Below are 18,565 nucleotides of genomic sequence, written 5' to 3'. Positions count from 1 at the left end.
ATACCATTGTCTGCTCGCGAGCGGAAAGTCGCTTTTGGCCCGGCTGGGCCAGGGGGATTATCGGCAATATTTCCGTGCGGGATAAATCGGACTTTTAATTATTACTTGCGAATAACAGGTATATGTTTGCCATTTGGAGGGTCCTGCAATGAATACCTCACCGGTAACGCCGTCTATTTCACCGCAGAGTCAGGATAATGCTTGGTATAGGCTGGATACGGAAGAAACGCTGCGTCGGCTCAATACCGGCAATGCCGGATTAGGGACACAGGAGGCCGCCGAGCGGTTACGCCATTATGGTCCCAATACGTTGCCTGCCCGGAAAGCCCGCCATCCTTTATTGCAATTTCTGGCGCATTTTAATGACGTGCTGATCTACATACTGCTTATTGCGGCGGTGTTAAAAGGGGTTATGGCACAGTGGGTAGATATGGTCATTATTCTGGCCGTGGCGGTGATTAACGCGTTGATTGGTTTTGTGCAGGAAAGCAATGCCGAAAGGTCGCTCAAAAGCATCCAGAATATGCTGTCCACCAAGGCGGTGGTTATCCGCGAGGGGGTAACCCAGACCATTGAAGCCGGGGATTTGGTGCCCGGCGATATCGTCACGCTACGCCCTGGCGACAAGATTCCGGCGGATCTGAGATTAATGGAGGCCCATAACCTGCTGGTGGAGGAAGCGATTCTCACCGGCGAATCGACGGTGGTGGAAAAACAGACCGGGGCGATTGACCGTGAAGTGACCATCGGCGATCGCATCAACCTGCTGTTTTCCGGCACAACCATCAGCGCGGGCACGGCCAAGGGCGTGGTTATCGCCAGCGGCGGCGATACCGAGCTTGGCCATATCAACCAGATGATGGCCGCCATAGATCCTCACCGCACGCCGCTTTTGGCGCAAATGGATCGTCTGGGCAAAGGGATTTTCATGCTGATCCTGGTGATGATGGCGGTGCTGTTTGTCTTCGCCTTCTTCCTGCGGGATATGCCGTTCACCGAGCTGCTGCTGGCGCTGATAAGCCTGGCGGTCGCCTCGGTGCCCGAAGGTTTGCCGGCCATTATCTCGATTATCCTGTCCCTGGGCGTACAGTCTATGGCGCGGATACGGGCCATTATCCGCAAGCTGCCGACGGTGGAAACCCTGGGGGCGATGACGGTGGTCTGCTCTGATAAAACCGGTACGCTGACAATGAATGAGATGACGGTGAAAGCGGTGGTCACGGCGGACGGCGGCTATCGGGTCAGTGGGGAAAGCTATGAGCCGGTCGGTGTGATCTCTTCGCCGGGGGAGGAGCAGGCCGTGGACCTCTCTGCCCATCCCGCCCTGGCGCGCTTTATCACCGCGGTTGAGCTTTGTAACGACAGCCAAATCAGTCAAGACGAGCGGGGCCGCTGGGGCATTACCGGCGGACCGACGGAGGGCGCGTTAAAGGTCCTGGCCGCCAAAGCCGCCCTGCGGCTCGGCGAGGTGGAGCTGCGGGATAAAATCCCCTTTGATTCCGCGTATAAATACATGGCGACCCGTCATCGGATAGGAGGTGAGACCCTTGTTTTCATCACCGGGGCGCCGGATGTGCTGTTTGCCTTTTGCCATCAGGAACTGGCACAGGAGGGAATGCGTCCGTTCCGCCGGGAATACTGGGAAGAGGAGATGGCGCGCTATGCCAAGCAGGGATTGCGCATGGTGGCGGCCGCCTTTAAAAACAGCGCGGAAGGCGAGTCGGCGCTGGAGCATGAGGCTTTACAGCAGGGCATGATCTTCGCCGGTATGGCGGGAATGATGGATCCGCCCCGTCCGGAAGCCATCGATGCCATTGCCCAGTGCCAGCGGGCCGGTATCCGGGTAAAAATGATAACCGGCGATCATCAGGAAACCGCCATGGCCATTGGCGCCATGCTGGGTATCGGCAACGGGGCCGACTCAATCACCGGCAGCCGGCTGGAGCATATGGACGACGATGAATTGGCCGACGCCGCGGTGCGTTATGATATTTTTGCCCGTACCAGTCCGGAACATAAGCTGCGGCTGGTAAAAGCATTGCAGAACAGGGGCGGAATTGTGGGTATGACCGGTGATGGCGTTAATGATGCGCCGGCGCTCAAACAGGCCGATGTGGGTATCGCCATGGGGATCAAGGGAACCGAGGTCACCAAGGAAGCGGCGGATATGGTCTTGACCGACGATAACTTCGCCACTATCGCCAACGCGGTGAAGGAAGGGCGGCGCGTCTACGATAACCTGAAAAAAACCATTCTGTTTATACTGCCCACCAACCTGGCGCAGGGCCTGCTGATTATCTTTGCCATCCTGGCGGGGGCCGTTATTCCCCTGACCGCTCTGCAGATATTGTGGGTGAATATGGCCACCTCGACAACGCTTTCGTTCGGCCTGGCCTTTGAGCCGGCGGAAAAAGGCGTTATGCGCCGCCAGCCGCGGGATCCCGCTCGGCACGTGCTGGACGGCCACGCCATCTGGCGCATCGGTTTTGTCGGTACGCTTATCGCCTGCAGCGCCTTTTTGCTGGAATCGCTGCTGCTGCCCCGCGGCTATAGCGGCGAATTTATTCGCACCCTGATAATGCAGACGCTGGTTACCGCGCAGTGGATTTATATGTTCAACTGCCGCGTGGCGGATCGTTTCCCGCTGAATCGGGAAATGTTTTTGAATAAGGGATTATGGCTGGTCACCGCCGTACTGGTAGCGCTGCAATTGGCCATCATCTACCTGCCGTTTATGAACCGGGCATTCGGCACCGAACCGCTGCCGGCCTATTACTGGGGGGTGACCCTGCTGGTGAGTATCGGCATCTTTATCATTGTCGAAATAGAAAAATGGCTGTTCGCCCGTTTCAGACCGGCGGCCAATGCGGCGTGAGACACGGCGGTCAAGCCTGCCTCGACCGGACACTTTGTCAAGAAGCTCAGCCCGGCTGGCTGCCGGGCCGTTGAATATTTTCAGCCATATACCCGCAGATAAGCAAAAAGCAGGGACAGCGCCACGATAATAATCCCGGTGGCCAGGGCCAGCCGTTCGGCAAAAAGTCGTTGCATAGCCGATTCTCCTCAAGCGAAGTTATAGCGTTCGGTATGGTATTTGGACATCGGCACGTGCATCTGTGCCAGCGTCTGTTCAATGGCATCCATCATCATATGGGGGCCGCAGATAAAATATTCATGCATATCAAAGGGCGGCGGCAAATGACGTTTGAACAGCCCGGCGTCGATATAGCCTACTTCACCGGTCCAGCCCTCGTGGGGGCGGGTCAGGACGTATACCAGCTTCAGATCGAGCCGCGCCTGCAGGGCATCCAGCTCTTCGCGAAAGGTGATGGATTCCCAATCCTTGCTGCCGTAGATCAAGACCACCGGCCGTTTGTCGCCGCGATCGGCTAAGGTGCGCAGGATGCTCATCATGGGCGTAATACCGACCCCGCCGGCGATAAGTACATGCATATCCGCCGGATTGCCAATGGTGAAGGCTCCGTAGGGACCGTCGATATAGACCCGCTGTCCCACGGCAACCCGGCTGACTTTGGCGGTAAAATCCCCCAGTTTGCGGATCGACATTTCGACGCTGCCGTCGCTCGCCTCTGCGCTGGAGGAAAAAGAGAACGGATGGCCGGTGATTTGAAACGGACTGCCCCAAAGCGTCAGCCAGCCGAACTGTCCCGGCGTAAACCGGAACCCCTGGTGACCCTCGGGTTTCATCACAAGGGTCGTCGTATCGCCGCGTTCGACCTTAACCTGTGCCACCCGGTAGGGCCGGCGCAGCATAAACAACGGTTTCACTATACGGACGTAGGGCAGGAGCGTGAGCCAAAACAGCGCCAGTGCGCACCATAGCGCCTTTTTTACCGGGTCCACCAGATAGACGCCCCAGGCCACCATATGCAAAATCCCCGCCGCTACCGCCGCCACCGCCAGAATGATGTGGGTCAGATGCCAGGCTTCATAGCTTAACTTCAATTTCACCCGCCACAGCGCCATAATGATAAGGGCAATCAGTGAATAAGTGGAAATCGCCGCCAATCTGGCGCGCCATGGCGCCGCGATAAAATTGAGCAGCGCCAGCAGTTCCGGCCGGATAACAAACAGAATCAGCGGATGGGCCAGTACCAGGCCCAGGGCGATGAATGATATTCTTCGATGGAAATGATAGATCACATCCTCGCCCCAGGGTTTGGTTACCCAGCGAAATCGAGATGTCAGGCCGAACTGCAGCCCCATTATCGCCAGCCCGGAATAGCCCAGGGCAATGGATAGCTCGGTCCAGAAGCTTCTGGCGGGAGGCAGCGAACCGAATAATAAAACAAATAGCGGAGCTAATATAAAGAAGAGATATATAATCAACCATAATATATTACGCAGCGCAAAGCTAATCATTGTTATCTCCCTGCACAGGACTATTATTTGAGTTCCGGCATTATAATCCGGCATATTATAAAATAAATTGCGTCGGCTCTCCGTTTATAAATATTTTTAAGAAAATGATCTTCATTATTTCATTAAATAATACTTATATTTATTCTGTCTTTCGCGAATATGTCCGGACCGGATAATTAACGTCAACGTTGCTTAGCATTAACGTAAGGAGGGCACGGCCGAAGGCGACGATGCAGGCCGGGCCGGGAGAGGATTCTCTAATGGATTCCGCGTTTACCGCAAAAAAACCATTGTGATTGTTTTTTTTATTTGCTATAAAAGTCTGCGTTAAAAATTCATCGGCATCCTCAGTTTCGCCGTTTGCGCTTATTTGGAGCAGTGCTGCACTTTTAAGGTGCATTCTACGCAATGTTAATATTTTCTGATATTTTCCTCTCAGCGTTTAATTCGATTAACTCAGGTTTCACTTAATAGAACGTCTGGGTTCGTCGCATTTATTAATATTTTGTTCTGATGCGACATTATTGGTTACAGTTGGCCCGGCCCCTGCAAGGGTGACAGCGATATCATGTGATATCTCATTCCCGGGAGCTTATTTTGTCCAGTATATCCGATAACCTTACCCCGCTAGAGTGTACTCAGCAGGCTTTGAAGTGGATTGAAAAAAAAACTCTGACGCAAGATGAAATGATCGACCTGAATAATCAGGTGATGAATAATTTTAAAGAATATGTGAATCCCGGTTTTCTTGAATATCGAAAATCGGTGACGGTAGGCGGGGATTACGGGGCCGTAGAATGGCGGGCCAGCGGCCTAAATACGCTGGTGGACACCCAGGGTAGGGAATATATTGATTGCCTGGGTGGTTTCGGTATTTTTAACGTGGGGCACCGTAATCCAAAAGTTCTATCCGCCGTCGAACATCAACTGGCCAAGCAGCCTCTTCACAGCCAGGAATTACTCGATCCGTTACGCGCCCTGCTGGCTAAAACCCTGGCGGCGGTCACGCCGGGAAAGCTTAAATATACCTTCTTCAGTAACAGCGGCACCGAGTCGGTAGAGGCAGCGTTAAAACTGGCCAAAGCCTATCAGGCGCCACGGGGAAAATTCAGGTTCGTCGCCACGAGCGGCGCCTTTCACGGCAAGACTCTCGGCGCGCTTTCCGCCACCGCCAAAGCGGCGTTTCGCCAGCCGTTTATGCCGATGCTGCCGGGTTTTGATCACGTGCCGTTCGGCGACATTGACGCGCTGCGCGTTCATCTTCGCGCCTATAGCGATGTCGCGGCGGTGATCCTGGAGCCAATTCAGGGGGAAGGCGGCGTCATTATCCCCCCGGCCGGTTATCTGACGGCGGTGCGGGCGCTGTGCGATGAAACGGGAGCGCTGTTGATCCTGGATGAAGTGCAGACCGGCATGGGTCGCACCGGCAAAATGTTCGCCTGCGAACACGAAGGCGTCCAGCCGGATATACTGTGCCTGGCCAAAGCCCTCGGCGGCGGCGTGATGCCCATCGGCGCTACCGTCGCCACGGAAGAAATATTTTCCGTGCTGTTCGACAATCCTTTTTTACATACCACCACCTTTGGCGGCAATCCCCTGGCATGCGCGGCGGCGCTGGCGACGTTTAACGTGCTGCTGTCGGAGGATCTGCCGGCTCAGGCGGCGCAAAAGGGCCACGTCTTGCTGGCAGGCCTTTCCCGCCTGGCGGCGGACTATCCCGAGTTTTTAGTCGAAGCGCGCGGCCGAGGGCTGATGCAGGCATTGGAGTTCCGGCGCAATGATATAGGCTACGCCTTCTCACAGGGTATGTTCCGCCATCAGGTATTGGTGGCCGGCACCCTGAATAACGCCAAAACCATCCGTATCGAGCCGCCGCTGACCATTACCCTGGAATATTGTCACCAGGTATTGGGCGCAGCGGAACGGGTTCTGGCGGCGATGCGAATCAATGCGCCGGGCGCGCAGGTATTCATGAAGCCCACGGCCATAGCGGTAACTACGCCCATAAAAATCGCCGCCCCTGTTGGGGTAGCGGTTATGGCGTCTGCCTCACTGCGGTAGATCCATTGACTGCATTCATTAAAAAGCCCCCTTCCGGCAAAGCGGATGGGGGCCAAGGCGGGCTTGATATTGTCCGAGAAACTTTTTAATGCGCCAGAGCGGCCAATTGTTCATCGCTAAGTGCAGTGACGCTTTTTATCATCGCTTTGTCGAAGCCGCGTAAAAAGAGCTGGCTGGCAACTTTACGTTTTCCTTCCAATTCACCTTCCAGTTTTCCTTCCAGTTTTCCTTCCAGTTTGCCTTCCAGTTTGCCTTCCTGTATTCCTTCTAGTCGGCCTTTCTCGGCCAACTGTTGCGCTATGGTCATGATATCCTCCTTATAAAGGGGCGCCAGGCGTTGCAGCCTGTCGATAAAGAGTGTGGCGTCCGGACTATTCCCGCTCTCGCCGATATAAATCATCAGGCTTTTGAACAGTTCCGTCGGTAGGGGCCGATGAGATAATATCGTACCCAGGCTATCCGCCAGTTCAATCATATCCTTAAGCCGGATATGTTTTTGCACCAACTCCAATGCGGCAACGCCGCCGTGCGTCATGATCTCCTTATCCGGCGTCACCGTGATATCCACAAGGGGAAAGGGATTGCCGTACACCATGCCGGCCAGTTCAGGATTCTCAAAGCAATCCAGCCAGTTGTTGGAGAAGGGATAAGGACTTTGACTGCCATGGTAAAACAAAATCGGTACGACAAGCGGTAATTTCCTATTGCCCTTATTGAGATGCTGCTGCATGGCCGCCAGGCTATAACGCATCAATCGGAAAGCCATCAATTCATCCGAGCGGCTCTGGTGTTCCACCAGGCAATAAATGTATCCCTCCCCCCACTGGGTTCGAACCGAATACAGCATATCGGAATAATGCTGACGCAGGTTGGTTTCCACAAAAGAGCCGGAGCACAAATTCAGTGTATTAAAATCACAGTGCTGCCGTAAAGCCTCTGGAACATGTTTTTGTAGAAAATCACGGGCAATGGAGGGATCGGCCATATGTAATTTGAATATTGCATCATGTCGTAAGATATTACTTGTCATATTTTATATCGCTATTAATAATATTATTGGTATGATTATAAATCGCAATAAAACACCATAGATTACTTATTAATCATGGGGGGCACGCGACACTATTACAAATCAAGTATTGCTAAATATGCATCGGAAAATAAATATTGGCATACAGGGATGCCCCGATAACAAACCAGCGATGTGGAAAATCCAATTGGCGTGGAGTATTTAAACTACGATTCACAAGGTTGCCGGGATGATGAATTAGGTTGAAAAACGGGCGTTGCCTTTGATAGTAAAGGAAATGGTTGACCAAATTGCGTTAGACACGCATGCGTTTGACCAGGATGTATTTTGCTAGAATGCCTATGGCCAGGAAATAGTTTTCCAAAACGCAGATGGCCAGAATGTATTTGATCAGGACTTTGCTGTTTGGGAGAAGATGATGTTATACGGTGTTTATTCATGTGATTTTGCCGATATTATTAAGGTAAGATAAATGAAAAGGCTGGCTATTCTAAAGCCGAGATTAACAAGGTAAAATAAATATCACTAAATATTTATGCTCCTGATGATTTCTGGGAAAGGACGTCGGCCGGGACAGAAGCAATATTATCTATTTCTCATAAAATGTCGAATAAAAGATATTCTGTGAGAAAATAAAAAATATTTATTAGAAAGTTTATGAATGAAATGGTCGCAAAAATAAAGTTGCAAACAATAAAAACTGGCGACCTTTTTTTAAAAAATATAGACACAGTATCGGGGATTGATTGACGAAAGGTGTGCGCTGCTCAAGGGAAGGGGAACGTGTACCGGCGGCAAGGTGGCGTTTTTCGCGCTGGATTTAGCAGGTATTCAGGTAGACAGAGCAAGCAGTTATGCCGCAGCCGATAAAAGAGGTGCGCCGAAGCGCACCAATAATCTGCCAAATATCAGCAGTATAGGGATAATGTCATCCCTTGCCTTTTACACTGCTGATAAATGTTTGCCGCGCCGACGTCGAGCCCAGACGCTCTGCTTCATTGAGCAGTTTCAGTGCCTTGTCGATATTGCCGTCGTGCACCGCCTGTTTGATGGCCCGGTTAAAATAGCTTTCGGTGTCGTTCAGCATCGGCGCTGCGGGGGCCGCCGGTACGACGGGAGCAGCAGCCGCAGCGGGTGTCGCCGGGGTATTGACGGCGGGCGCCGTGCTGCCCACTACCACCGGCTGCGATTCCCGTGAGGAGAAGATTTGGCCGATCATGATATTGCCGCTGTTTTGTTCAGAGCGGACCTTTACCTCAACAGTGCCGTTCGCGCTGTGGCGGGCGTAGGGATCCGGCACATCCGGAATGGCGTTGCCGACGCCTTCGGCATAGAGTTTGGCCGGATTGATCATTTTAGTGCGTCCCGTGAGATCCTGGCGGGTGGTGTAAATCAGCAGAAAGATCTGTTTTTGCCCCAATACCGGCGTCAATTTCAGGGTGCCTTCCAGCCGGTTCGACGAGGCTATGCCCGGTTTTTGATAGGGGAAGTAACTGCTGGGAAAAAAAGCCGCCGGATGCATCTGCTCATCCAGCACCAGGACGTTGGGAGCATATACGCTTTCATGTTTGATTACGCTTGCGAGGGTAATTTCCAGCGATCCTTGATTGGCGGGCAGCGTTAACGCGACCGCCGGTCCGGTCATGTCGCCCTGATTGATACCGGGAGCGGAGGCGTCAAGCACGAATTCACGCGCCGTCGGCGGCATCAGCGGCTGCCATGGCAGGCTTTGCAGCTTGGCCACGGAAACGGCGGGCGCGACGGATACATCCTGCGGGCCGGAGAACGGCTCGGCGGAAAATGACGGTAGGGATGACAGGCTCAGGGCCGGAAACAGGCAGAGGGCCAGAAGATGTTTTTTCATTTTTTTTATCCTCGGAAAATCACGGCCCGTATTCCTCAGGCAAGACGAATACGGGCCAAGGTATTATGCGTACCGGCGGGCATCAGATGCCCGCGCGGACGGGGTGTTTACCACCAGGCTTCCGCCTGGACACCGAACGTTACCTCATTGTCGTCGCCACGGCTGAAGGTGTGGGTGCCGGTATCGCTATAGGCGGCGCCTTCCACCAGGTCAGGATTTGCCCGAACATCGTCGCTGGTGGCATAGCCCCATTTTTCATTCCATTTAGCATAAGTGGCGAACAGGCGAATGGCCGGACGGGACCAGATACTGTTGCCTGCCTGCCATTGCTGGGCCAGGGTAACTTTATATTGGCTGTTGCGCTGGTCGGTGGCCTGGGATTTGACGTTATCGTAACCGGCTTCCAACAGGGTGCTCATGGTTTCCGTCCATTTGAACATCGGACGGACGCCCACGGTGTACCAGGTGGAACCGCTTGAGTTATCACGATCCACATCCTGGTACATGCCGACATAGGCCAGGCTCCAGGTGTCGTTGAAATCGATCGCGCCATGGTCGATAACGCGGAACATATGGCCGTCATTGTTCATGTTGGTGATGGGATGGCCTTTACGATCTTGGGTCATCGCGTCGGTGGCGTACTGCACCACAAAATTATTCAGGCTGGTGTCATGGAAGGTCTGGGTATGTTGGATGGTTGCCATCCAGCCATCTTTGGTGGCGCCATCGACGTTGGGGCGATAACCGTCGGTTTCGTTGGCGCGGCCGTAGTCAAAACCAAATTCCAGCGAGCCGCCGGGATTCAGTCCTACCTGAGCAATACGGGCGTCGAAAATGTCGTTGGACAGGGCCTTGGTTCTGGTCACGCCGTCGACAAATGCCTCGGAACCGCCCGCTTCACTGTTACGCGTCGTGGCGATTGAGAGTTTACCGAAGCCCAGGTCGACATTTTCCAGACCGCCGCCAGGACCGGAGATGTCCCAGTAGTAGAAGTCGATCATATCCACGTTGTGACGTTGATAGTAACGTTTACCGGCCCAGATGGTGGATCCCGGCAGCGAGTCAATCACGTTCACGCCCTTGACGTTCATCTGTCGAACGCTGGGGGAGGTGGATTCATCGTCATTCAACTGGGATACGGAATAACCGATCATGGAATCGACATAAAAACTTTTATCGCCGTCCTTCCATACTTCCTGTCCCAGTTCAATTTCGGCGTAGGTTTCGCATTCGTTGCCCAGACGGTATTTACTGTCGGCGCCGGTGGCCTTGAAACATTGCTGTTCGCCGCCGCTGCCTGTCCAGCCGATACCTGAACGTAAATAACCTTTGAAATCGACCGCGGATGCATGGGCCGATATAAGCGCTGTAGCCACTGCCACTGCCGCCAGAGAATATTTGCGCAGCATTATCATCGTTTATCTCCTATTATTTTCATTGCTTATTTTGCTGGTGTACTTCAACACCCGGCTCACGGTGTAGCCGGCGACAGGCGGTGCCATCCTCACGGAATAGATGGCAGCGCTGCGGCGGCAGGCCGATGGCGTAAGGGGCACTCTCCTCAACCAACACCACGTCGTTCTGGCGGTACACCAGGTTTTGACGCAGAGCCGGAATTTGAATATGTATCTGTGTTTCTCGGCCGAGCTGCTCTACCAACTGCACTACCCCGCTGAGGGTGACGTCGGCGATGTCGCTTGGCAGCAAATGTTCCGGACGGATGCCGAGGGACATATTGCTGCCGGTCTGCACGCCGCTGCTGTCAACCGGCAGCCAGATCCGCTGTCGGTTCGGCAGTTCGACCTGCACCTGGTCGATGGACGTTGTCGTCACCTTCACCGGTAGGAAGTTCATCTTTGGCGAACCGATGAACCCGGCGACAAAGCGGTTTGCCGGGTAGTGGTACAGCTCCAGCGGTTTCCCCACCTGCGCCACGCGGCCGGCATCCAGCACGACGATCTTGTCCGCCAGCGTCATGGCTTCAGTCTGATCGTGAGTGACGTAAATCATCGTGCGTTGCAGGCGCTTATGGAGCCGGGAAATCTCAATACGCATTTGCACCCGCAGCGCGGCGTCCAGATTGGACAAGGGTTCGTCCAGTAAAAAAACCTGCGGCTCGGCCACCAGGGTTCGGCCGATAGCCACCCGCTGGCGTTGACCCCCTGACAGCGCCTTTGGGCGGCGGCTCAGCAAATGACCGAGCTGGAGAATGTCCGCTACCTGACCGACGCGTTTTTCGATTTCAGCCTTCTTAACCCCGGCCAGCCGCAGGCCGAACGACATATTGCCCGCCACCGACAGATGCGGATAAAGCGCATAGGATTGGAAGACCATCCCAACCCCCCGCTGAGCGGGCGGCACCTCATTCATCCGGCGATCGTTTATTTTCAGTTCGCCGGAAGTAATGTCCTCAAGCCCGGCAATCATCCGCAGTAATGTGGATTTCCCGCAGCCCGACGGCCCGACAAATACCACAAACTCCCCCTCGCCGATATCCAAAGAGATATTGCTGGAAATCACATTTTCACCGTAGCTTTTGCAGATATTCCGCAATGTAACGCTCGACATTTGCGCTTCCTTTGTGATGCCTTTCTACGCGCCATCCGTCGGTATTCAGAGGGGCGGACTGACGGCAAGTGACGGCAAGTGTGAGTTAAATGCCAAGAGGGGAAATCATCCGGGCAGGTTTTTTTCTAGGGGGAGGCTTAAGGATGAAAAGAAAACGCTGATTGCCGCGCTTAGCCTGACGCCGTCAGATAAAGCGTGATAGCGGCGGCAAAATTTCAGCGGGTTTTATGTGGCATGGACCGCATATTTCCCATCGCTGTTATAGCGGTCACATTCGGACCGTTCAGGGCGTAGGGCGGGGGAGGATGAGGGGGTAAATGGTTTTGCTCAGTATGTCCGATGTGGAATTGCATGGCGATCCTCTCTCGCCGGTACCCCCGCTTACTCTGTAAAGGACGGAATATTATGACCATAATGACATCCGCTTTACGTATCCTGGCTCTCTCCTCGTTAACCTCGGCCATGCTGTGCGGTTCGGCTTTCGCCAAAATAGAAGAGGGCCGGCTGCTTATCTGGATCAACGGCGACAAGAGCTACAACGGCCTGGCTGAGGTCGGCAAGAAATTTGAACAGGATACCGGCATTAAGGTCAGCGTGGAGCACCCGGATAAGCTGGAGGAAAAATACCCGCAGGTGGCGGCCACCGGTGACGGGCCGGATATCGTCCTGTGGGCCCACGATCGCTTTGGCGGCTACGCCCAGTCAGGCCTGCTGGCGGAAGTGACGCCGGATAAAGCCTTCCAGGATAAGTTTTTCCCCTTTACCTGGGATGCGGTGCGTTTCAATGGCAAACTGATCGGCTATCCCATCGCAGTGGAATCCCTCTCGCTGATTTACAATAAAGATCTTCTTTCCGCGCCGCCAAAGACCTGGGAAGAAATCCCGGCGTTGGATACCAAGCTGCGCGCCAAAGGCAAAAGCGCCATTATGTGGAACCTGCAGGAACCCTACTTCACCTGGCCGATTATCGCCGCCGCCGGCGGATACGCCTTCAAAGCGGAGAACGGCGGATACAATATCAAGGACGTTGGGGTCAACAACGCCGGTTCCGTGGCCGGTTTGCAGTTCATCATTGACCTTATCAAGAACAAACATATCAGCGCCGATACCGACTATGCCGTTTCCGAAGCCGCCTTTAACAAAGGTGAAACCGCTATGACCATCGACGGTCCCTGGGCCTGGGGCAATATGGAAAAAAGCGGCATGCATTACGGCGTCGCGGTACTGCCGACCTTCAAAGGCAAGCCTTCCAAACCCTTTGTCGGGGTATTGAGCGCCGGCATCAACGCCGCCAGCCCCAACAAAGAGCTGGCCAAGGAGTTCCTGGAGAACTACCTGCTGACCCGCGACGGCCTGAGCACCATGAATAAAGACAAACCGCTGGGTGCCGTGGCGCTGAAAAGCTACCAGGCCGAACTGGCCAAGGATCCGCGCATTGCCGCCACCATGGTGAATTCGCAAAACGGCGAAATCATGCCGAACATCCCGCAGATGAGCGCCTTCTGGTATGCCCAGCGCAGCGCGGTGGTCAATGCCATCAACGGCAAACAAACGGTTAAGGAAGCCTTGGACGGAGTAAAAGACCGCATCACCAAATAACGAGGAATGCAAGCGCCCATGGCACGGTAGGCCCGCGATCACCGGACGTGCAAAAAACGTGTTAAAGGGAGACCGTGGCACGGTAGGCCCGCGATCACCGGACATGCAACGAACGTGTTAAAGGGAGACCGTGGCACGTTAGGTCCGCGATCACGGGACATGCAACGAGCGAGTTAAAGGGAGACCGTGGCACGATTAGCCCGCGGTCATTGAACGGGCAACGAACGTGGCGTTCCGCCGCTTAAGGAGGGGGTTATGCCAGTTACCGATCCATCCCCGCCCGGCGGGAGAAAAACACGCTGGTGGCACCATCCCTGGGTAAAAGGGGGATGGGTGGCCGCCATGGCGTTATTGATTGCCTGGCTGGTGATCCCCATGTACGCCCGCGGCGAATATCTCTTTGCCATGGTGACGCTGATATTGACCGGCACCGGCGTCTATCTTTTTACCAACCGCCGGGCTTACGCCTGGCGCTACGTATACCCAGGCGTGGCGGGCATGGGATTGTTCGTACTGTTTCCGCTGATTTGCACCGTCGCCATCGCTTTCACCAACTACAGCAGCGTCCACCAGCTCACCTATGAACGCGCCCGGGCAGTACTGCTTGACCGGCAATTGCTCTCCGGCACGCCTTATGATTTCAGCCTCTACCCCGACGGCGGTCAATGGCGCCTGGTGCTCACCGACCCCGACGGCGGCGGGACCCTGGTTACGCCGTCATTCAGTTTTACCCCCGGGACGGAAAGGACCCTGCCTCTATCCCGATCCGACGGGCCGCCGGCGGGAGAGCGGGGCACGCTACGCAGCATCACGCAACATCGCCAGGCACTCAGCGGCTTGACCCTGCAACTACCCGACGGCACCCGCTTGCGCATGAGCTCGCTGCGGCAATTTTCCCGCTTGCGGCCTTTGTACATTCCGGGAGCGGGTGAAACTCTGACCGACAGCGGCACGGGTACGGTCTATCGGCCGAATCCGGCCACGGGATTTTACCAGGCGGTTACGGCCAACGGCGGCTTCGGCGACGATAAACTCAGCCCCGGCTATACGGTCTCGGTGGGCTGGAAAAATTTCCTGCGGGTATTGCAGGATCAGGGCATCCGCCAGCCATTCCTGGCGATTTTCATCTGGACGCTGCTCTTTTCGTTTTTCACGGTGATAGCCACCGTAGCCATCGGCATGGTGCTGGCCTGCGTGGTGCAATGGGAAGCGTTGAAGGGGCGGGCCGTTTACCGCTTACTGCTGATCCTGCCCTATGCCGTGCCGTCGTTTATCTCCATACTGATCTTCAAGGGATTATTCAACCAGAGTTTCGGCGAAATCAATCTCATGCTGCAGGCCCTGTTCGGTATACAGCCGGCCTGGTTCAACAATCCGGAGCTGGCCCGGCTGATGCTGGTGGTGGTTAACAGCTGGCTGGGTTACCCCTATATGATGATCCTCTGCATGGGATTGCTGAAATCCATTTCGGACGATTTATATGAAGCCTCGGCGATGGACGGCGCCGGGCCTTTCCAGAATTTTTTCCTGATTACCCTGCCGCTGCTGATTAAGCCGCTTACGCCGCTGATGATCGCCAGTTTTGCCTTTAATTTTAATAACTTTGTCCTGATACAACTGTTGACCAACGGCGGGCCGGACCGTATCGGCACCGCCACGCCGGCCGGCTATACCGACCTGCTGGTGAGTTATACCTATCGCATCGCTTTTGAAGGGGGCGGCGGACAGGATTTTGGCCTGGCGGCGGCCATAGCCACCCTGATATTCCTACTGGTGGGCGGCCTGGCGGTGCTCAACCTGAAAGCCAGCAGAATGAAGTTTGATTAAGGAGGCGCACCGATGGCTATTGTTCAATCCCGATCCCATTATCTGCGTCTGGCGGCGACTCATGTGATCCTGCTGGGATTTATCGCCCTGATCATTTTCCCGCTGCTGATGGTGGCGGCCATTTCACTGCGGGCCGGCAATTTTTCCACCGGCAGTTTGATACCGGACCATATTTCCCTGGAGCACTGGCGCCTGGCGCTGGGTTTCCCGGTGCAGCATCCGGATGGCAGCGTAACGCCGCCGCCTTTCCCGGTCATGTTGTGGCTGTGGAATTCGGTAAAAGTGGCCACGATTACCGCAGTGGGCATTTTGGCGTTATCCACCACCAGCGCCTACGCGTTTGCCCGCATGCGCTTTCGCGGTAAAAACTCGCTGCTCAAAGGCATGCTAATATTTCAAATGTTTCCGGCGGTGCTGTCGCTGGTGGCGTTATACGCCCTGTTTGATCGGCTGGGCCAGTATTTGCCGTTTATCGGCCTCAATACCCATGGCGGCGTGATATTCGCCTATATGGGCGGCGTTGCGCTGCATGTCTGGACCATCAAGGGCTATTTCGAGACCATCGACGGTTCCCTTGAAGAAGCGGCGGCTCTTGACGGGGCCACGCCGTGGCAAGCCTTCCGGCTGATACTGCTGCCGCTATCGGTGCCCATACTGGCGGTGGTTTTTGTGTTGTCGTTTATCGCGGCGGTGACCGAAGTTCCGGTGGCCTCGCTGCTCCTGCGGGATGTCAACAGCTATACCCTGGCGGTGGGAATGCAGCAGTATCTCAGCCCGCAAAACTATCTGTGGGGGGATTTCGCCGCCGCGGCGGTGCTCTCGGCCTTGCCCATCACCCTGCTGTTTTTATTGGCCCAACGCTTCCTGGTCAGCGGACTGACCGCCGGGGGGACAAAAGGTTAACGTCACTATTGTGGTAATTGTTGTATCTATCTGTGTCTGTGTGCTGTGTCTTCGGCGACCTAATGTGGTCGCCGTTTTTTTGGTCCGTTATCCCGCTTTGCCGCGACGCCGGTTAATCTCGCGCAGCAGGCGGTTAACGCTGCTGTCGGCGAAGATTTCGTCCAGTGAACGGGACAGTTTTCGGCGCCAGTTCGGGTATTCATCGCTGGTGCCGGGAACGTTCACCGGTTCCGCCATATCCAGCCAGTCTTCCGGCTGCAATCCCAGCAGGGCGCTGGCGCTGTCGGCGAGAAACAGGTGCATCCCGCGATTAAGCACCGGAGACATCAGCAGGCGGTCGGCCTGTCGCCGGGTGCGTTCGGGCACGCTGCCCTGCCGGTGCAGGGCGTCCAGCAGCCCTTGCCGCGCCAGCCGGCGGTCCTGGTGCAGGAAGGATAATATGCCGTCGTCGGAGTAGAGTCCCAGTGCCCGGCCGAGCCGCAAATCATCACTGGTCCAGTAACCGCGCAGCGTCGGCAGATCGTGGGTGGTGAGGGTGGCCATGGATTGAGACGGATAGCCGGACGGCGGCCGAAAGACGTGGTGATCGTCCTGCTCGAAGTAGAGCACTTTGTAGGAATAGATGCCGTTATTAAACAGGCGGCTAACGATTTCCTGCGGTACGGTGCCCAGATCTTCGCCGATCACCATGCAATGGTTGCGCTGGCTCTCCAGTGCCAATATGGCCAATAAATCGTCCACCGGATAGTGGATATAAGCGCCTTGTCCGGCGGTATCCCCCAGAGGTATCCACCATAGGCGCAGCAGCGACATGACGTGGTCGATACGCAGCGCGCCGCAGCCGCGCATATTCGCCCTTAATAAATCGATAAAAGGCTGGTAGCCGCGGGACGCCATTTCATGGGGCGACATCGGCGCCAGACCCCAGTTCTGACCACGGGGGCCGAGCACATCCGGCGGCGCCCCCACCGAGGCCCGCAGGCAATACAGCGCCGGTTCGCTCCAGGTTTCCGCTCCGCCGTCGCTAACCCCCACCGCCAGATCCCGGTATAGGCCGATAGGCATCTCCAGGGTGCGGCATAAGGCGAAACAGTCATTGAATTGCCGATCCGCCAGCCACTGCAGCCAGATATAAAACGCAATCTCCCCGGACGAATGGCGGCAAAATTCTTCTATGGCCGGACCGCGGGCGTCGCGGTACTCTTCCGGCCATACCTGCCAACTCCAGTTCCCCTTATCCCTGGCAATGAGTTGCCCCTGCAACGCGTCGAAAATGCCCTGATAGCGCAGACTGTCGCCGCCGCGGCGTACGAACTCCTCAAAGTCCCGCCGCCGGACGTCGTCTGCGGCGCGCCGGTTGAATTGCTGCCAGGCCAGGCGCAGCGCCGTATATTTCAATGCCGCCACGCGCCGATAATCCACCCCTGGGCTGGCCCGGACTTCCTCCAGGGCCCGTCGAGTCTCTCCGCGGGCCCACCACGCGCGTGCCGCCGGGCTGAGTTGAAAATCTTCCACGTCTCCCACATCGATATAGAGCGTGTTAAGCCAGCGTCTGGAGGAGGGGCTATAGGGACTGGCATTGTCCGGCAGGGTCGGATACAGGGCATGGATGGGATTGAGGCCGACAAACGATCCGCCGCGCCGGGCGATTTCCCGGATAAGCTGTTTTAAATCGCCGGTATCGCCAATGCCCCAATTGTGTTCGGAGCGGAGGGTATAGAGCTGAACACAGGTACCCCATAACTTACGCTGCGCGAGCAGCTCGTCGGGTTCAAAACAGCGTCTGGGGGCGATGATTATCTGGCAATGCCACTCCCGGCCGTTCTGGTTCAAGGTCAGGCGATGATAACCCGGCGGCAGCGATACCGGCAGAGACAGCCGTTGCCCGGCGGCGATTTTTCCATGATGGATGCGGCCCTGTTCGGTATGCAGCCACCAGCGGAAATTGCCCTGTCCGCCGGGGATCAGCCAGTGCCGGTCATCGGGACCGTTCCGGTAGGGTGTTTTTTGTCGGTACACCCGTACCGGCGGCAGCGGGGCGGCGTCGGCAGGGCCGGGTTGGGCGGTGTAGCCCATGGCGTCAAGCAATCGTTGTATGGTATGAGGCGAGATGCTCTGCCGCTGACCGAGGGCATTGATGTAATCGGCGGCGATGCCGGCGTTGGCTGAGAGTGATTCTGATCCGGTTTCTTCCATGCTCATCCCCTCCGGCGCTAATACCTGCCGGATACATTGCGTCCTCGCCTGCCAAAGGCAACAGGCGGTATCGATGACTCAATGGGTAACCTAACGTATGGTTCGGGTATTTCTCATCCTCCAGTGAATAAATA

Annotated in this window: 10 protein-coding genes and 1 pseudogene; 5 read left to right on the top strand and 6 right to left on the bottom strand. The window is 55.6% G+C overall.

What is annotated here, in order from left to right; translation table 11 throughout:
* The first annotated feature begins 148 nt into the window (after nt 1-148).
* On the top strand, nt 149-2,875 hold the full coding sequence (locus ACL2XJ_RS05195; RefSeq protein ID WP_413725860.1) for a cation-transporting P-type ATPase: 2,727 nt from the start codon (nt 149-151) through the stop codon (nt 2,873-2,875).
* Between the two features lie 188 nt (nt 2,876-3,063).
* On the opposite strand, the gene ACL2XJ_RS05190 is transcribed toward ACL2XJ_RS05195, so the two are convergent.
* On the bottom strand, nt 3,064-4,383 hold the full coding sequence (locus ACL2XJ_RS05190; RefSeq protein WP_413725859.1) for a ferric reductase-like transmembrane domain-containing protein: 1,320 nt from the start codon (nt 4,381-4,383) through the stop codon (nt 3,064-3,066).
* A gap of 597 nt (nt 4,384-4,980) precedes the next feature.
* Here ACL2XJ_RS05190 and ygjG point away from each other — a divergent pair.
* A pseudogene (ygjG, locus tag ACL2XJ_RS05185) lies at nt 4,981-6,345 on the top strand (putrescine aminotransferase); the annotation flags it as partial.
* A 184-nt stretch (nt 6,346-6,529) separates the two neighbouring features.
* On the opposite strand, the gene ACL2XJ_RS05180 reads toward ygjG, so the two are convergent.
* The 4 genes from ACL2XJ_RS05180 to malK form a co-directional block, all read right to left on the bottom strand.
* Entirely contained in the window at nt 6,530-7,474 is a 945-nt protein-coding gene (locus ACL2XJ_RS05180) for an Rpn family recombination-promoting nuclease/putative transposase (RefSeq protein ID WP_413725858.1), read from the bottom strand.
* 928 nt (nt 7,475-8,402) lie between these two features.
* Complete coding sequence (malM, locus tag ACL2XJ_RS05175; protein WP_413725857.1) at nt 8,403-9,338, bottom strand: maltose operon protein MalM; 936 nt, start codon at nt 9,336-9,338, stop codon at nt 8,403-8,405.
* Nucleotides 9,339-9,445: 107 nt separating this feature from the next.
* Nucleotides 9,446-10,753 (bottom strand): maltoporin, encoded by a 1,308-nt coding sequence (locus tag ACL2XJ_RS05170; protein ID WP_413725856.1) that lies wholly within the window; start codon nt 10,751-10,753, stop codon nt 9,446-9,448.
* A gap of 19 nt (nt 10,754-10,772) precedes the next feature.
* On the bottom strand, nt 10,773-11,906 hold the full coding sequence (gene malK, locus ACL2XJ_RS05165; protein WP_132924943.1) for a maltose/maltodextrin ABC transporter ATP-binding protein MalK: 1,134 nt from the start codon (nt 11,904-11,906) through the stop codon (nt 10,773-10,775).
* Between the two features lie 405 nt (nt 11,907-12,311).
* On the opposite strand from malK, the gene malE reads away from it, so the two are divergent.
* From malE to malG, 3 genes are all read left to right on the top strand, one after another.
* Nucleotides 12,312-13,505 carry a maltose/maltodextrin ABC transporter substrate-binding protein MalE gene (gene malE / locus ACL2XJ_RS05160; RefSeq protein WP_132924945.1) on the top strand — a complete coding sequence of 398 codons (1,194 nt, stop codon included), beginning with the start codon at nt 12,312-12,314 and terminating at the stop codon, nt 13,503-13,505.
* 255 nt (nt 13,506-13,760) lie between these two features.
* On the top strand, nt 13,761-15,332 hold the full coding sequence (gene malF / locus ACL2XJ_RS05155; RefSeq protein WP_132924947.1) for a maltose ABC transporter permease MalF: 1,572 nt from the start codon (nt 13,761-13,763) through the stop codon (nt 15,330-15,332).
* Between the two features lie 12 nt (nt 15,333-15,344).
* Nucleotides 15,345-16,235 carry a maltose ABC transporter permease MalG gene (gene malG, locus ACL2XJ_RS05150; protein WP_413725855.1) on the top strand — a complete coding sequence of 297 codons (891 nt, stop codon included), beginning with the start codon at nt 15,345-15,347 and terminating at the stop codon, nt 16,233-16,235.
* Between the two features lie 87 nt (nt 16,236-16,322).
* Here the strand turns inward: malG and malQ are convergent, their stop codons facing one another.
* Nucleotides 16,323-18,431 carry a 4-alpha-glucanotransferase gene (gene malQ / locus ACL2XJ_RS05145; RefSeq protein ID WP_413725854.1) on the bottom strand — a complete coding sequence of 703 codons (2,109 nt, stop codon included), beginning with the start codon at nt 18,429-18,431 and terminating at the stop codon, nt 16,323-16,325.
* Nucleotides 18,432-18,565 lie beyond the last annotated feature (134 nt).

Source organism: Sodalis sp. RH16 (genome assembly GCF_047324245.1).
GTDB classification, from domain to species: domain Bacteria; phylum Pseudomonadota; class Gammaproteobacteria; order Enterobacterales; family Enterobacteriaceae; genus Acerihabitans; species Acerihabitans ligni.
Note: the sequence above shows the minus strand (reverse complement) of the source record. Positions and strands in the feature narration are given on the sequence as shown.

Coding starts and splice junctions, on each gene's coding strand:
- malQ (WP_413725854.1), bottom strand. CDS start 18,431: ATGGAAGAAACCGGATCAGAATCACTCTCAGCCAACGCCGGCATCGCC.
- ACL2XJ_RS05180 (WP_413725858.1), bottom strand. CDS start 7,474: ATGACAAGTAATATCTTACGACATGATGCAATATTCAAATTACATATG.
- ACL2XJ_RS05170 (WP_413725856.1), bottom strand. CDS start 10,753: ATGATAATGCTGCGCAAATATTCTCTGGCGGCAGTGGCAGTGGCTACA.
- malF (WP_132924947.1), top strand. CDS start 13,761: ATGCCAGTTACCGATCCATCCCCGCCCGGCGGGAGAAAAACACGCTGG.
- ACL2XJ_RS05195 (WP_413725860.1), top strand. CDS start 149: ATGAATACCTCACCGGTAACGCCGTCTATTTCACCGCAGAGTCAGGAT.
- malM (WP_413725857.1), bottom strand. CDS start 9,338: ATGAAAAAACATCTTCTGGCCCTCTGCCTGTTTCCGGCCCTGAGCCTG.
- malG (WP_413725855.1), top strand. CDS start 15,345: ATGGCTATTGTTCAATCCCGATCCCATTATCTGCGTCTGGCGGCGACT.
- malE (WP_132924945.1), top strand. CDS start 12,312: ATGACCATAATGACATCCGCTTTACGTATCCTGGCTCTCTCCTCGTTA.
- ACL2XJ_RS05190 (WP_413725859.1), bottom strand. CDS start 4,383: ATGATTAGCTTTGCGCTGCGTAATATATTATGGTTGATTATATATCTC.
- malK (WP_132924943.1), bottom strand. CDS start 11,906: ATGTCGAGCGTTACATTGCGGAATATCTGCAAAAGCTACGGTGAAAAT.